General features: G+C 31.3%; 15 protein-coding genes. 4 read left to right on the forward strand and 11 right to left on the reverse strand.

Annotated elements, in window-relative coordinates; translation table 11 throughout:
• Positions 1 to 133 precede the first annotated feature (133 nt).
• From map to GW534_RS06695, 5 genes are all read right to left on the reverse strand, one after another.
• Positions 134 to 877, reverse strand: coding sequence for a type I methionyl aminopeptidase (map, locus tag GW534_RS06675; RefSeq protein ID WP_161920277.1), 744 nt, complete (start codon positions 875 to 877; stop codon positions 134 to 136).
• A 288-nt stretch (positions 878 to 1,165) separates the two neighbouring features.
• Positions 1,166 to 1,402 (reverse strand): hypothetical protein, encoded by a 237-nt coding sequence (locus GW534_RS06680; RefSeq protein WP_161920278.1) that lies wholly within the window; start codon positions 1,400 to 1,402, stop codon positions 1,166 to 1,168.
• A gap of 101 nt (positions 1,403 to 1,503) precedes the next feature.
• Positions 1,504 to 2,277: an HAD-IIB family hydrolase gene (locus GW534_RS06685; protein WP_161920291.1), complete on the reverse strand. Its 774-nt coding sequence runs from the start codon at positions 2,275 to 2,277 to the stop codon at positions 1,504 to 1,506.
• A gap of 132 nt (positions 2,278 to 2,409) precedes the next feature.
• Positions 2,410 to 2,793: a VOC family protein gene (locus tag GW534_RS06690; RefSeq protein WP_161920279.1), complete on the reverse strand. Its 384-nt coding sequence runs from the start codon at positions 2,791 to 2,793 to the stop codon at positions 2,410 to 2,412.
• A gap of 283 nt (positions 2,794 to 3,076) precedes the next feature.
• Positions 3,077 to 3,439, reverse strand: a complete 363-nt coding sequence (locus GW534_RS06695) for a membrane lipoprotein lipid attachment site-containing protein (protein ID WP_161920280.1) — start codon at positions 3,437 to 3,439, stop codon at positions 3,077 to 3,079.
• 648 nt (positions 3,440 to 4,087) lie between these two features.
• Between GW534_RS06695 and GW534_RS06700 the strand changes: the two genes are divergently transcribed.
• The gene (locus GW534_RS06700) at positions 4,088 to 4,930 is read left to right on the forward strand and encodes a C40 family peptidase (RefSeq protein WP_161920281.1); all 843 of its coding nucleotides are present in this window, start codon (positions 4,088 to 4,090) and stop codon (positions 4,928 to 4,930) included.
• A 156-nt stretch (positions 4,931 to 5,086) separates the two neighbouring features.
• On the opposite strand, the gene GW534_RS06705 is transcribed toward GW534_RS06700, so the two are convergent.
• The 6 genes from GW534_RS06705 to GW534_RS06735 all read right to left on the reverse strand — a co-directional run bounded on the left by GW534_RS06705 (position 5,087) and on the right by GW534_RS06735 (position 11,312).
• Entirely contained in the window at positions 5,087 to 5,614 is a 528-nt protein-coding gene (locus GW534_RS06705) for an HXXEE domain-containing protein (protein WP_161920282.1), read from the reverse strand.
• A 181-nt stretch (positions 5,615 to 5,795) separates the two neighbouring features.
• Positions 5,796 to 6,095, reverse strand: a complete 300-nt coding sequence (locus tag GW534_RS06710) for a hypothetical protein (RefSeq protein WP_161920283.1) — start codon at positions 6,093 to 6,095, stop codon at positions 5,796 to 5,798.
• Positions 6,096 to 6,208: 113 nt separating this feature from the next.
• Positions 6,209 to 7,633 carry an aspartate ammonia-lyase gene (aspA, locus tag GW534_RS06715; protein ID WP_161920284.1) on the reverse strand — a complete coding sequence of 475 codons (1,425 nt, stop codon included), beginning with the start codon at positions 7,631 to 7,633 and terminating at the stop codon, positions 6,209 to 6,211.
• 126 nt (positions 7,634 to 7,759) lie between these two features.
• Positions 7,760 to 8,536 carry a DUF6339 family protein gene (locus GW534_RS16355; protein WP_246203991.1) on the reverse strand — a complete coding sequence of 259 codons (777 nt, stop codon included), beginning with the start codon at positions 8,534 to 8,536 and terminating at the stop codon, positions 7,760 to 7,762.
• Positions 8,537 to 9,382, reverse strand: a complete 846-nt coding sequence (locus GW534_RS06730; RefSeq protein WP_161920285.1) for a hypothetical protein — start codon at positions 9,380 to 9,382, stop codon at positions 8,537 to 8,539.
• Positions 9,372 to 11,312 carry a hypothetical protein gene (locus tag GW534_RS06735; RefSeq protein WP_161920286.1) on the reverse strand — a complete coding sequence of 647 codons (1,941 nt, stop codon included), beginning with the start codon at positions 11,310 to 11,312 and terminating at the stop codon, positions 9,372 to 9,374. Before GW534_RS06735 ends, GW534_RS06730 begins: the two co-directional genes overlap by 11 nt.
• A 589-nt stretch (positions 11,313 to 11,901) precedes the next feature.
• Here GW534_RS06735 and dcm point away from each other — a divergent pair.
• The 3 genes from dcm (at position 11,902) to GW534_RS06750 (ending at position 15,778) form a co-directional block, all read left to right on the forward strand.
• Positions 11,902 to 13,164, forward strand: coding sequence for a DNA (cytosine-5-)-methyltransferase (gene dcm / locus GW534_RS06740; RefSeq protein WP_161920287.1), 1,263 nt, complete (start codon positions 11,902 to 11,904; stop codon positions 13,162 to 13,164).
• A gap of 65 nt (positions 13,165 to 13,229) precedes the next feature.
• Complete coding sequence (locus GW534_RS06745) at positions 13,230 to 14,630, forward strand: Sau3AI family type II restriction endonuclease (protein ID WP_161920288.1); 1,401 nt, start codon at positions 13,230 to 13,232, stop codon at positions 14,628 to 14,630.
• Positions 14,630 to 15,778, forward strand: a complete 1,149-nt coding sequence (locus GW534_RS06750) for a PDDEXK family nuclease (protein ID WP_161920289.1) — start codon at positions 14,630 to 14,632, stop codon at positions 15,776 to 15,778. The genes GW534_RS06745 and GW534_RS06750 overlap by 1 nt, the downstream gene beginning before the upstream one ends.

Below are 15,778 nucleotides of genomic sequence, written 5' to 3' on the forward strand. Positions count from 1 at the left end.
ATATTTTTCATAGTAAACTAAATGAAACTTACATTTTGAACAGGATTTTCCTTGATCAACATGTCCATAAATCTCAAAGCCATCAATGATTACTAAATCATCTTTCACTTCTATTTTCATATTACCCCCATAATTACAATGTTGTAATAATCGGACCATCCTTCGTAACGATAATCGTATGTTCATATTGTGCGACAAAGCTCTCTTCTGTTAACAAGCTCCAGCCATCATCTTCACATTGGTAAACTTCCTCTTCAAAAGTAGAGATGAACGGTTCAAAGGCAATAACCATCCCCTCTTTAAGTACTGCATTATCCCAAGGAGTATAATAATTGAAAATATGATCCGGTGCTTCATGAATTGTCCGACCAATACCATGTCCAGTAAGATTTTTAATTACTGTTAAACCATGTTTTTTCGCAACATTTTCGACCGCTTTACCAAGTTCACTTGTTTTTGAACCAGGATATGCTTTCTTCAATCCAGCCTCAAACGCTTCTTTCGCAACGTCACATATTTTTTGTAAAATTTCCCCTCCGTTTCCGACTACAAAAGAAACACCAGTATCAGCAAAATAACCATTTTTTGAACCGGATACATCAATATTTACGATATCCCCTTCTTCAATAATTCGATCTCCTGGAATACCATGGGCTACTTCCTCATTCACACTAATACATGTATACCCTGGAAAATCATATACCCCTTTTGGTGCTGATTGTGCGTCTTCTTTTTCAAAAAGTTCTTTTGCAATATTATCAAGCTCTTTTGTTGTCATACCTGGCTTTGTAGCTTTAACTAATTCATCTCGGATAAAGCCACAAATTCTACCAATTTCTTTTAATCCGTTAATGTCTTCAGCTGTCTTTGCAATCATGTTTGTTCCTCGCTTTTCATCTATATTATTTAATTTATAAAGTTATTTTTGACGTTTATTAACACCTATAACATTGTACCATAAATCATATTATAACTTTATCCATATTATAGAAAAGATATCATCCATTACTTACTTTTTATCGTTACTAGGACTCCTTAAAGAATTTACTTTGCTATATTCGGTAAAATTTTTGATCCTTAATCTTATCATTTGCTCAATGTCCAATAAATAAAAAAAGGAGCTCTTCCTTTGAAATAAGCCCCAACTAAGTCATATTAAGATTTCTTATACTTTCACTTTTGATTTATAATTATTTATTAAGTTTTTCAATTTAAAAGCAATGAAAAGACATATTGTGACTGTTATTGCAGTAATACTATATTTTAAGAGGTTAGCTAGTTCCACATTATTTGTGATGTATGGATGCGGTTGATAAAAGAATGTTAAAATCAAACCTTGAATTAAATCTGCCAGTCCAATAGCAATTAGTGCAACAATGAAAATCCAAGTAAGTTTTCTCATTCGTCTATCCCCTTGTAACATACTTATATATCTTAATTACGGATTATGCATTTAAAAAGTTTCGATATTTTTACAATAAAAGAACAAGTTAATCATTTTAACTATATTTGTAATAATCTATACTCCTTTGATAGAGCTCGTATTTTTTCAGCAATTTTCTTTTCATAGTCCCCACTTAATGATATTGTTTCTTTTGCAAATGATGCTAATTGCTCGTGATAACCAATCATTACGGTATGTAATGCATTTTCAAACATTGTTATATCATTTGCATCGTTTCCAAATGCTATATATGTATTTTCTTTTACTCCAAGTGACTTTAATGCACTCCATTTGTTTATTCCCCTTGGGCTAATATCTAAGACGTTCTCATTACTATGTTTATTTACAAATACGTTTAACATTGAAAGCTTTTCTGCTAATTCACCCATATTTTTTGAAGTTAGAATTAAAACTTTAACAATTGGATTAAGAGATTCCAAGTTTACCTTTTTAGCCAATTTTGCAGGATCTAAATTTTGTAGAATAGGATGATTATCTGGCCCAGTATAGGCATAATCCCATTCTCCATCAATTAAGTAAGTAGCGTCATATTGTTCAATAAGATTCTTTATTTCTTCTATTTCATTTGTTGAAAATGAATGGCTTTTAATTACTTTTCCATTTTTAGAAATTAAAGATCCGTTCCCACCAATCATTGTATAATGATGAAGTGCCTCATCTATGACAGGAAGCATATCTCGAATCGGTCTAGCTGAAGCAAATATTACCTCAATTCCTGCACTGTTTAGCTCTACCAATGCTTCAAGTATTGCGTGCGATATTGGTTGTCCTTTAAAACAAATCGTTCCATCTAAATCAAAAACAAATTTCAAAAAACTCACTCACCCTTCAAAAATTGGTAAAAATTTATATATTATAATAACAAAATTCTCTGTCAAAATCACAACTTAAATCGACTAGTTTTTTACTAATATTTAGTTTACATAATAATATTATTTATTTCGCTAATCACCCTTACCATCATTCGGTTCACTTATAATTTTTCCACCAATACTCCTAACAGCTTCAATTGTTTCATCAACTTGACTTGGTTTATCAACATTTATTGCAAATGTAATACCTTTAAAGAACTTAGTTGATTTCTGAACATCTAATCCTGTACCCTCTGCCAATTTTTCTACAGAATAAAGTGATAATAATACACCTACTGTTTTAAATACAGCATAATCTGTATATCCGTTGTCAGTTTCTTCCCATCCTAAATCTTGATAAAATTTCCGGAGAAGAAGAAAATCAAAACAGCCAATTGTTACTAAACTTAATCTTTGAGGTACAACAAAATCATCCTTTTCTATATATTTTAAAACTGTAATTTTTAATATTTTCATATGTGACTCCTGTTTCTATGCAACTTCTAATCAATTTCCAATTATCGTTTTCTTGCTTTTTGGATCAAAATAAAAAGGATTATGCGTATAGTGAAATTTGGCTTCCTGTTCGAAAGAAAAATAAATAGAATATAATATTAACGGTGCTATTTAAATATTAGCACCGTAATTTCTGCTGAATAATCAGCGTATATACAATCTTATTTCACGAGTGTTAAGCTAGTTAACTCTCGAATCCGATTAAAAACAAATTCTTTCAAATCTCCACTTAATGAAAAAATGTTTACAATGTAATAACATCAAAATGTGTTTCTTCACCATCTATAAATACTCTAATATACTCATGTTCAGGATCAGTTGTTAATTTATAAACATTTTGTTTCTTTTCACCATTACCATTTTCTTCAAATTTTATATTTAAAACTTCTCCTTCTGATTCAAGGTCTACTGATGCATCTCCATTTGAATGAAAAATGATGTAATACGTTTCTTCGTTTTCATTAATCATTTGTAATGTTGTATTAGAATCAATTTTATTTTGTACATCTTTCGGGACAATCTCAATTTCACTAATACTTAAAGTGGAAGTGTTACATGCAGTTAGAATGGCTATTGTCATTAATAGAAATAATATTATTCTTTTCATCTTCATATCCCCTACTTATGTAATATATAAATTTAGTCTCATAAAATACTACACTTGTCATAAACATCGGTGATGAAAGAAAAAGCTGAAAAGAGTCTACCTTCTAAAAGCAACCTCTGTATGTCTTCAAAAGTTTCAGCAAAGTTCAATACTTCATATAGTTCTAGAAAATTTTTAGGTTTAAAAAAATAGACATAGTACATAGTCCTACCACAAATGATTAATATCACAATTGCAAAAAAGATCCCTATTTTATTCTTTATCATTTATACTCCAATCTTCATACCATTGGTATAACAGGAATAATTCAGATTTCTATTCCATTATAAATCTATATGAAAAAGATTAACAATGATAATTTGGAACATTTTAAAGTTTTAAAGATTTTTTAAGAAAAACATATGAATATTTAAAATATATCTCTTTTATTAAATCTTTGTAATATAGTTCTATTTCGTGTAACTCAAGATACTAGTTGCTTACACTGTATCTTTGATCAACTACATGTTTCTTCTGTTGGACAAAATTGTAACAGTTAAAAAATTTCAGAGAAAAACGTAAATAGATTGTGCCCTAACCGTAATTTCATAGTCTATGTAATTTGTTATAGTAATTAATAACAAATTGGATATTTGGAGGGAATACATAATGTTTAGTAGAACTAATTCCTTTAAATTGTATATTTTTTCAGTAGGTTTATTAACATTGATTTTCTGGTTTCTAATTGGTTCAGGAGAAAATGTATCTGCCCATGGTGCCGTGCCAATTGATCCTATTGAGGTTAATGATAAAACTTATAATGTAGTAGAACAGGAAGAGGATACAACTACTGTTGTTAGTTTTTCGGAAATTTTATCAGTAGGTGAAAAAGGAGACGAAGTCGTTCAGTTACAATCAGCTCTAAACAATTATGGATATAATGTAAAAGTCGATGGAATATTTGGACCAGAAACGGATGACGCAGTTCGAACATTCCAAGAGGAACATGGACTTGCTGTTGATGGAATTGTTGGACATGAAACAATAATTGCATTAAATTCAGAAACCAATACTGCAACTCTTTCATTAACTAATGAAGTAAAAAGTGAAAAACAAGCAAATTCAAATATAGAAGGTGCCTCTTCGTCTCATCCTGATATTGTTTCAATTGCCATGGGATTTCTAGGAAGTCCTTATCAATTTGGTGGTACTACTCCACAAGGATTTGATAGTAGTGGTTTCATCAACTACGTATTTGCACAAGTTGGCATTGATCTCGAACGAACTCATGCTGATATATGGGTGAATAACGGTAAACATGTTGACAGTCCGAGTGTAGGTGATGTTGTCTTTTTTAAAAACACATACAAAAGCGGAGTTTCGCATAGTGGCATTTACATTGGCAACAATCAAATGATTCATGCGGCAAATGAAAGAAAAGGAGTAGAAATTACTTCTTTAGATATTAGTTATTGGAAAGAACGCTATATTGGTGCGAAATCGTTTAAATAATGACTGTTTCATTGTAAATAGTTATTGATCGTTAAAAACACCTTTCAGGTTCAATTAGATAATTTAGACTTTTTCTGAAAGGTGTGTACATTTTCAATTTTTCTTTAACCCTGATATGTAGTCAATACTTGCTATCAAAGTAATTTGAAATACATATTATTTCGTTTTTGAAAAACCTTGAAGTTGTTCACCGATGATATGGCTAAAAATTAATAAAGCAAAAAGAATGAACACCACAAAGATTCCCCGAATAATAGTTTCTAAGCTTAATAGTTCCGTATTGTAAAAATTATAAAAGAACATAATAAAATAAGGTAAAACTAATAACAATGATGTAAAAAGACCTGGAGTATAGCGCTTTAAAAACAAAGATTGCAGTGGATGTGTAAAAATATTAAAAGCAAAAAGCAGATTGACTCCTAAAAACAAATAGTAATGATACTCACTTACAACAGAAATTAACAGTAAAGCACTGCAAAATATAGAAAAGACAAAAACCGCGATAGCAAACTGTGCCGTTGTCATTTCTTTAAAATGATCAAGTTCATTTTTTAAGAATTTCGGAAACCTTTTCGCAATCCAGCGGTAAGTACTGTCATACCATTTTTCTACAGTTATAATTTCCTCTAAATTATGTAACATAAATACGATCAAGAAAGAGATAGTCCAAATTTCGATATTCAACCTTTCTCCCCCAATCAAAATATTTAAAAAAAGTATTTTTCTATATTATGAACTTTTCAAGATTTTGGATTTGATACATTATCATATTAAAAAGTCCAAAGTTTTTAAATGGATATTATATTAAAAATTTATATTAATAATATTATCTCATATTCACTTATGTAATTTCTATACGAACACATTATTTTTCGCTTTTATTTGAATAATCAACCATTATATATACTAATTGTTCAATATTCCATTCAGTTTTCATTTTCATTTCTTTTATATCTTTATCTAACAACCAGAATTTCACTAGTTGGTATTGTTCAGCGCAGTCGACACAACATAAACTACGTTCCCAGCCGTCTAAAAATATGTCATGCCCGTTCATGCTTCCTAGAATAACTGGTACTCCACAGTAATCACAACAATCTTCACTATCATGATTATAAAAATCAGAAAGTTTTTCTTCAAAGTATAACTCTAAAGCTAACCTCATTAGTATTCCTCCCACTTTGAGCTTATTTGATCATATTGTAGATCACTTTTTATAAATTTCAATAGGAAAAGAAAAAACCGCTGATATGAAATTCAGCGGTTACAATATATTATTTATTTTTTTAGAAGTTTTGATCCAGCTATACCCGGCTCTGTCATTTCATGCGGATTTAAAATAATATCGAGTTCTTCTTTTGTTAAAACCCCTTCTTCAAGACAAACTTCACGGACGGATTTATTTTGTTCCATTGCTTTTTTGGCAATTTGTGATGCCTTTTCATATCCGATATGAGGATTAATAGCAGTAATAATACTGATGCTTTTGTCCAAGTATAGTTGTAATTGGGTTTCGTTCGCTTTAATTCCTTTTAAGCAATATTCAGTAAATGAACGGAAAGCATTGTTCATAATTTGAATGGATTGTAATAAGTTGAACACTAAGACAGGTTCCATGACATTTAATTCCATTTGCCCCGCTTCAGAGGCCATACTAATGGTATGGTCATTTCCAACAACTTGGAATGCAACTTGGTTAATCATCTCAGGCATCACCGGATTTACTTTACCTGGCATGATTGATGAGCCTGGTTGTCTTACAGGAAGTGAAATTTCACTTAAACCAGCTTTCGGACCGGATGCCATTAAGCGTATATCATTGGCGATTTTTGACATGTTCAGCATGCTTACTTTTAAAGCAGCAGAAGCCTCTGTATAAGCATCTGTATTTTGAGTCGCATCAACGAGATGATCAGCATTTCGCAGTGGTAATTCACTAATATTTGCCAGCTGTTCTACGGCAATTTTAATATATTTTGGATCAGCATTTAAACCTGTTCCAACGGCAGTTGCTCCTAAATTCACTTCGTATAAGTTGAAGCGAGAAGTGCGAATCCGTTCGATATCTCGACTAACAACTCTACTGTATGCCTCAAATTCTTGTCCAAGACGGATCGGAACCGCATCTTGTAAATGCGTACGACCTATTTTTAAAACATCGTCAAATTCTTTTGCTTTTTGGAGGAAAACTTCCTTCATGTTTTCCATCGTTTGTAGCAACTCATTTAACATTTTTAATGTCGCAATATGTATTCCTGTAGGAAATGCGTCATTTGTCGATTGAGCCATATTTACATGTGTGTTTGGACTTACAATTTCGTATTTACCTTTCTCGTAACCAAGAATTTCAAGGGCACGATTCGCAAGTACCTCGTTAACGTTCATATTAATCGAAGTTCCTGCCCCACCTTGAATCGGGTCAACAATAATTTGATCAAAAAATTTGCCCTCTAACATTTCATCAGCTGCTTGGACAATGGCATTTCCTATTTTTTTATCTAAACGGTTACATTCCATGTTCGCAATTGCAGCAGCCTTCTTAACCATTGCCATTGCTTTAATTAATTGATTATGAATACGATAACCTGTAATCGGAAAATTTTCTGCCGCTCGAAGCGTCTGTACCCCGTAGTACGCATCCGCTGGTACTTTCTTTTCACCTAAAAAATCTCTCTCAATTCGCCATTCTTCATTTGTAAACATGCGATAACCCCTTGTCTTCCTGTAATTAACTTTTATATACTACTTTACCATTTTATAAAAAATTAACAAACAATGGTATATAGAACCCTTAATAATTATTAAAGAATTGGTGGATTTTATTTAAAATTATACTTCAATTTTTTCCGCATCAAACAATTCCGGCAAATTATAATGTTTACATAAGTATTGACCTACCATTTGTTCAATCTCTTCAGCCGATAGCATATCCAAAATCATTACAGCTCCAGCTACATTCAAATATTTATTTGCCTGAACAAAATGGTCACGTTTAATTGCTACACCGTTTTGCTTTATTTTTACAAGTGCTCGTAGAATACCACGGGTAACTTGATGATTTGATGTGAAATTACTTGAGAAAAAGACAACACAGCGTGCAGAAAAATCACTTTCACAGAAAAAGTCCGTCAACCAATAAGGATTTTCCTCATTCAATTCATCATAAGTCATATGTCCTACCCACCAAAGTCGAGCTAAAATATGTACAAAAAGCGATCGTTTTGCACCATTCTTAAAGAATATACCTGTATTAATCCGTTTGTCATTATGTTCATCTAATTCTTTTTTCAATCGGTAAAAAGTATACTCTCGAAACTGAAGATGGGCAAGTCCTGACCAGAGACGCTCTTGTGTCGCTTGAGTTACTGTTAAATATCGTAAAGCATTGTAGATTAGTTTTACATTTTCACGATCACTTACTTTATAATCTTCATCATAGTTTAATTCTGGCATTTGAAATTCAATATTTGAGTCAAGCGCACGTCCTTCTTGACTAAAATATTCATTAAACCATACATTGTCTCTTGTATAATAATGTTTCTTATAAGCCTCATAGTTTGTACGTAAATCACCGAGTGTATCATCGGAGATAAATTTTAGTTTCAATTAATCTTCACTCCTGCTAAGTTTCTCAATTTCATCAAAACTACTTCTTAAAGGTTTACGTAATACCATTTGTGCGGCCTTAAGCGCAGGTAATGCGTCAGATCCTACTTCATCTAGCCGAACATTATTTTCTTCGAAGATTTTTTCTAAAACTTGATACCAAGTATAACCTTGATAATCTTCCCGATTTTCATTCACCTTTGTGAAAACAAAAACGAGTGCAGGTAGAATAACAAATGATAAAATCGTATTCTTTAATCTAGAATTGGCATTAGCTGCATATTGGTTGTATTCATATTCTGGTAGGGATATTGTGATTTCATTCGAATCTAAATCAACTTCCATAAATTCTTTTTTAAGCGATTTTCGGACTGTTACAATTGATGGTAAATTTAATAGTTCCGTTGGATCTTCGTATAAATTTATTTCAACCGCTTCCCCAATTGCAACAATATTCCCTTTTTCTAAAGAAAATTGTAAATCTTTAAACCACTTATTGAAACTTTTATTCGTATAATTCTCAATTGATTTATTAACCAATATAAAGGTATGGAAAAACACTTTTCCTCTAATTTTATTTGAAGGAATTGATATTTCTAATACTTTTTCACTTGATTTGTACACATTACGAAAACTGGATTGCCCGCACTCAATATGAACGGCGTATACAAATGTTCTGTTTTCTATTAAGCTTTCAATCTCTTCATTTTCTAATGTAAAACGAACCGATGCCTTAACTTCACCGAAAGATTTGTGCACATTAATGCTTGCATGAAAACTAGAATTTTTATAATCATCGTTATTCATATATAAAACAGGATAGGGGTAGCTCGTATTAATTTTCATATAAAACTACCTCCATTACACAATAAGTTGGGTAGTTTACTTCGATATCCAATGTAAAGATTTTTTTATTTTTAGTAGAAGTTAAGTAAACTGTATTTCCAGAGATTTCCTCTATGCTAATATCAGAATCAATAACAGTAGCGGATTTTATCGGTAATGCAAAATTGTTTTGTTCCCCTAGCACTGAAAATACTAATCTCACATTAGATAATGATTTTTTTGGGGAAATAAAGAAGCGATATTTTCCATCTGTTTTATTTGTACAAATATATCGTTGATTAATCTCAATTGGTTTTTTACTTGGCTTTCGATCTTTTTGATGGCTAATTTCCCCATCTTTATTTTTATCTAATTGATTTATTCCACCAGGTTCTGTTGTACCTGCACCATCAGTGCCACCATTAGCATGTGTACCAAATCCATTTCCTCCGTATTCACCATCTTGTACAATTCCGTACTCCCCTGCAAGTTGTTTTTCAATTTCTTCTGGCTCTTCTCCAGTTGGTTTATGTATTTTTACTTTTTCTTGTTTCTTTTCCTTAGAAACAATTTCTTTAATTGTACTTGTCAATGATTCTGTCTTTTTTGTATCAGTACCGTTTATAAGCGATTTTTTCGGTAAAAAGTCACTTACACCTACGGCATCCATTTTATCTGTTATTTTTTCTTGAAACTCTTTCTTTACAGCTTCACGGATAAATTTTCGTAAATCAGCATAAACCTTCTTTGCCAGATTCGGATTTTTTTCGTAGCGTTCATGGGACCATTCATTATGGGCCGGATTTTCCATTTCTTTAAAAATATAGTTCATATTGTTTCCTGTAATCATTAAAATTCCTGTAAAAGAAATTGTACCGCTTATATTCTTTTGCTCAAATATACGCATACCTGTTTTACGTGTCATAAGGACGCGACGATTTAAATCTTCACCGTTAATTAAATAGAGTGTAGCCTCACCTTCATCAAACTCAATTCCTTTATACTGCTTTGCAGGATATGCAATTTTAATAGTTTTATTTGATGTCAATGCCTCAAAATAATTTTTTAAAATTGTATTTTCTTCATTATCTTCTAATTCCGCTATTAAACTTGCAATATTTTCGTGATTAATTTCAAAATCATTGATTTTAACGATTAATTTCTGTTGATAAACAGTAATAAAGAAATTAAATAGCACTGATTTCTTAATTTCTACTTCCCAATCATAAACTACAGGCTCGAATGCGGATACATAAATATCTGTCCCACTTTCATTTCGTGTAAATGTTGGATCTAAATGAAGTTGTTCATTAATAGCTGTTGATTTATCATTATCAGTGAAATAACCATTTCCAACTGTAATTTCATCTTTATTAATCTTGAAAGACATAATATTTGCTACACCGATATAAGATTCAAAGCCTGATATATCAAGTGATGAGTAAAATAGTGTACGAAGGTTTGAGTTTAGAAATGGGGCTGATTTCCCTATACCAAAACTCCCACCAGAACTCTCACCTTTATTTGAGGATCCCGCTTCTCGAACTAATGAACTCCACGGAGTCCCTATTTCAGCTGTATCAGCACCTTCAAGTCCCTTCGTATTAAAGTCACTAATACGTAAGAAATTCATTTTGTCTTTTTTTAAAATAGCTAATGCGTTTTCTATAAAATCTTCTGTTTTCGGGTTACGTCCACGCCAAGTCTTTTTACATTTTTTTAGCGTTTCCAAAAACTGATGACGATTCGGAAATTCATCGGTATCAATTGAAAAGCTTTTAAATTCTACAACTACTGGTTCGCTTGGATTTTTCACAGCATCAATTGAATTTTGACAAATTTCACGTGTTAACGATTCTAATGCATTTCCTCTAAACGTTTCCAGCCCAGCATTATTAATGGAATTAATTAAACCACCTGTTGCAGCCGGGAAGTTCCAATATGGTTTCAATGTTCTCCCTCATTTACGTTGCTATTTCAAGATTATATATAAATCTAAAACTGATAAAATTGGCAAATTAGTAAATAGTACCTATATGAATTATAGCAAACATTGGTATATAAACATAATATTTCACTATGTTATATATTGATATGATTGTGCTGTATATATATCAAATACTACTAAACATTTGTAATTATTTACATTAATAAAACAGGACCTTAGCAAATAATAACGTGACCGCAGGTGCTGTACCACCCGCGGTCAAGTTATTATATAGTGATTTTTGCATTATGTAATAAATTGAGCTGCAATAAGAATTCTTTCTAATTTCTTTGTCGGATTATATAAATAGTATTATATTCCATAAAGTATTATACTATCTTAGTTAACTTTGAAATTATTCATAATTTAGTATTCTTTTTAGGCAATATTTCCTAATTAGTCATTCCTATTAAAATAAATACCATTTAATTAACTCTATATTTCATGTATAATTATAGCGTTATATAATTCTTTCATTAGTACGAGTAAAGATCTTGATCTTTTAATAAATATATGATATAATGATTGAAACCAACACGAAAGGGTGTTCGATATGGGAGACCGTGAAAAAATTCGTGTCGTAGAATTATTCGCCGGTGTAGGTGGATTTCGTATTGGATTAGAGCGTGCAAACCCTGACTTATTTGAGGTCGTATGGGCTAACCAATGGGAACCTGAGAAGAAAGTTCAATTTGCTTTTGATTGTTATACGCGCAATTTCACTAAGGGTATACATGTAAATGAAGATATAGCGAAAGTGCCAAATGAAGTATTTGAGGAACAGAAACCTGATTTAATTGTGGGTGGTTTCCCATGCCAGGACTACTCAGTTGCTAGAAGCCTTTCTGGCGAAAAGGGTATCCAAGGAAAAAAAGGAGTTCTCTTCTGGGAAATAAAACGAGCAATTGAAAATTCTTTTCCTAAATATGTACTATTAGAAAATGTAGATAGATTACTAAAATCTCCTTCTAAGCAAAGAGGAAGAGATTTTGCAGTTATGTTAGCAACATTTCGCGATTTAGGCTACACGGTTGAATGGCGCGTAATCAATGCAGCAGATTATGGACATGCACAACGACGTCGAAGAATATTTATTTTTGCTTATAAAAACGGGATAACTTTTGATAAAGAACAAAGAGAATTAACTCCAGAAGAAATTGTATATAAAGAAGGATTTTTTGCAAAACCATTTCCAATTGAACAAGAACCGTATAAAAACAGAATTGCAGAAGTAGTGCTTCCCCTCGATATTGTTGATATTTCTGATAACTTTTCATTCAACTTCCATCCTTCAGGTATAATGAGAGATGGAGATGTTTATACAGTACATCAAACACCTATTGGAGAAAATCCAGTTCCTTTAAAAGATATTTTAGTTGATGAAAGTGAAGTCGATGAAAAGTATTATTTAACAAAAGAAATGGAAGAAAAGTTTGCTTACTTAAGAGGTCCGAAAAAAATTGAAAGAACATCGAGCACGGGACATAAATATATCTTCTCAGAAGGAGGTATGTCCCCTACTGATGACCTTGATAAGCCCGGAAGAACAATGTTAACGAGTGAAGGTACGGTAAACCGGAGTACACATATTGTTGAAGTTAATGGACGAAAAAGATTTTTAACTCCTGTTGAATGCGAAAGATTAAACGAGTTTCCAGATAATTGGACAAAAGGTATGACTGATCGACAAAGATACTTTTGTATGGGAAATGCTCTGGTAGTCGGTTTAGTAGAAAAGATGGGAAAGCGAATTGTGGAAATTCAAAAAGAAAGTAAAAATGATATCGTACAATTGGATTTATTTTCTGTAGGCTGATACGAATGTATCAGCTTTTTTATGTTACTATAATATTAATAGACACCTAATAAGGGGGATTCATATTGTTATATGAAAAAAAGGAAGAATTACTTTACACTGCAAGTTTGGCTGAAGGAAAAACTTTTGGTGAAATTGACAAAACCGGAAGGATTAAAAATGACAAAGCTAAAGGACAACTAGGACAAATTATTGAAGAAAGTTTTTTTGGCTACGAAGTTAATTCAAAAAAAGAAGCCGATTTTGCTAATTTAGGAATTGAGTTAAAGGTTACCCCTGTTAAAAAAAATAAAAATGGAACATTGTCAGCAAAAGAAAGATTGGTTTTAAATATTATTAATTATGAAGAAGAAGTTAATAAAGACTTTGAATCTTCAAGTTTTTGGAAAAAAAACAAAGAAATATTAATGATGTTTTATGAATGGCTACCAAATCTCGATCGTTCTGATTATCGAATAATTAAAGCATACTTACACCAATATCCTGAGGAAGACTTAGAGATCATTAAGCAAGATTGGGAAACAATTGTTGGAAAAATAAAAGTTGGTTTGGCGCATGAGTTATCTGAAGGTGATACAAACTATTTGGGTGCATGTCCTAAAGGTGCAAATAAAAAATCGCTTCGATCTCAACCATATAGTGATATTAAAGCAATGCAGCGTGCTTTTTGTTTGAAACAAGGATATATGACATCAATTGTTCGTAAGGTTATAAATAAAGAAGATTTAGTGAAATTTTCCACCGCACCAGAATTAAAACAAAAATCGTTTTACAATCTTATACAAGAAAAATTCCATCCGTATATTGGAATGTCATTGGAAGAAATTGCATCTATTACTAATCTTCCTATAAATTATAAATCTAAAAGCTTTTTACAAGAATTTGTTAGTGGTTTGCTTGGTATTAGAGTTACCAAACTAGAGCAAATTGAAGAATTTGCAAAAGCAAACATACAAGTTAAGACAATCAGACTTGAACCAAATGGCGTTCCAAAAGAGCATATGTCTTTTAAAAATATTAATTTTTCAGAATGGGAAAATGAAACTTGGGAAAACAGCTGGTTAAAAAATTTCTTTGAACAAACCAAATTCCTATTTGTTGTATTTCAGTACAAAGAATCTTATAGTAAGAATCCTCAAAGAAAATTATATTTTAGCGGTATTATTTTGTGGAACATGCCTACGAATGAGATTAATGGCCGTTTGAAGGATTTTTGGACACATGTTCAAAAATTAATTAAACAAGGTATTGAGCTACAACCCGTTAAACAAAAGAATCGCACCATTGTTAGAAATAATCTTCCGAAACCAAATTTTAATGGGCTGTGCCATATTCGCCCTAAAGCTCGTGATGGCAATGACAGAGTTCCTTTGCCAGATGGACGATTAATTACTAAGCAAGCGTTTTGGTTAGACAATATTTATGTTAGTGAAATTTGCAATTCGCTAAGACGAGGTGTTTACTAGTGGCTGGGTACATTTTTTCATTAGATAACATTGATTCTTTAAGTGAATCTATAAATAATGGTGTATTTAGTACAAATATGAACATACCAAAAAACAAAATTTGGAATAAAAGTCATGAAGGAACTTTTGCTGATTTTATTACTATGAAAGAAGGTCATAATGTCTACTTTTTCCATAAAAGAATGATTTATGGTGTAGGAAGACTGATAAATATTAAAGGTGATTGCAAGTTTTTAAATTTCCCTAATGCAGACATGCCGATTGTATATGAACATACATCTTTAAAAAATCAAATGATTTTAAACAACGAAAACAATATAAATAACAGGATGATTTGTTGCTTTGAAGGTTTCCCATACTTCTTTAAAAATGGAGTTGATATGGATGAAGTTTTGTCTTTTAATCCTGACAAATTTAAAATGTTGAGAGCTTTTTGGAAATTGTCTTTTGTCAAAATTGATGATGAGGAAAACAAAGCATTACTTGACATAATTATAAAAAACAATGAAGAAAATCTTACAGAAAAAAAGAATATATTTCCAGAGAAACGATCATTACATAGCCGAATAAAAAATATTGTAAATGATGATTATACTGTTAACTCTGATAAGATTTTAAATCTTTGTGCTGATAGCGATGGTAGTGTAAAACACGAAATGGCTTTAGAAGCCGGAATTTTAGATTATATTTCCAATAAAAAGGCAAATATATTTGGTGAATGGGACTATCTTTCACACCAAGTCGTTGCATCCCCCTTTAAACCAATTGATTATATGGATAAAATGGATATTTTTGGATATAGATATATTCGGTATGAACCTTTAATCAAAGAACTTAAAACAATTTCAAAATACTTAGTAATAGAAATAAAGAAAGGCTCTGCCTCTATAGAAGATTTGAACCAAACTATGAAGTATGTTGATTGGGTTAACCAAGAATACAGTTTTGGTGATTATAATATGATTGAAGCTTTTTTGGTAGCATTTGAATTTCCTGATTATGTAATAAAAGCAAAAAATGATATAGTAAAAAGAAATTACATAAAAAGTAGAAGACCACCTGTCGCAATGTATTGGTCTAATTTAAAATTAATTAAATATAGTTTTGATACTGAAACGAATAAATTAAAATTCACATTATTAGATTAG

Source organism: Pallidibacillus pasinlerensis (assembly GCF_009996845.1).
Taxonomy (GTDB): Bacteria; Bacillota; Bacilli; order Bacillales; family Caldibacillaceae; genus Pallidibacillus; species Pallidibacillus pasinlerensis.

What these genes read in the sequence shown, in the direction of transcription:
- GW534_RS06680 (WP_161920278.1), bottom strand. Translation starts at nt 1,402, where the DNA reads ATGAGAAAACTTACTTGGATTTTCATTGTTGCACTAATTGCTATTGGA.
- GW534_RS06700 (WP_161920281.1), top strand. Translation starts at nt 4,088, where the DNA reads ATGTTTAGTAGAACTAATTCCTTTAAATTGTATATTTTTTCAGTAGGT.
- GW534_RS06730 (WP_161920285.1), bottom strand. Translation starts at nt 9,382, where the DNA reads ATGAAAATTAATACGAGCTACCCCTATCCTGTTTTATATATGAATAAC.
- dcm (WP_161920287.1), top strand. Translation starts at nt 11,902, where the DNA reads ATGGGAGACCGTGAAAAAATTCGTGTCGTAGAATTATTCGCCGGTGTA.
- aspA (WP_161920284.1), bottom strand. Translation starts at nt 7,633, where the DNA reads ATGTTTACAAATGAAGAATGGCGAATTGAGAGAGATTTTTTAGGTGAA.
- GW534_RS06695 (WP_161920280.1), bottom strand. Translation starts at nt 3,439, where the DNA reads ATGAAAAGAATAATATTATTTCTATTAATGACAATAGCCATTCTAACT.
- GW534_RS06710 (WP_161920283.1), bottom strand. Translation starts at nt 6,095, where the DNA reads ATGAGGTTAGCTTTAGAGTTATACTTTGAAGAAAAACTTTCTGATTTT.
- map (WP_161920277.1), bottom strand. Translation starts at nt 877, where the DNA reads ATGATTGCAAAGACAGCTGAAGACATTAACGGATTAAAAGAAATTGGT.
- GW534_RS06690 (WP_161920279.1), bottom strand. Translation starts at nt 2,793, where the DNA reads ATGAAAATATTAAAAATTACAGTTTTAAAATATATAGAAAAGGATGAT.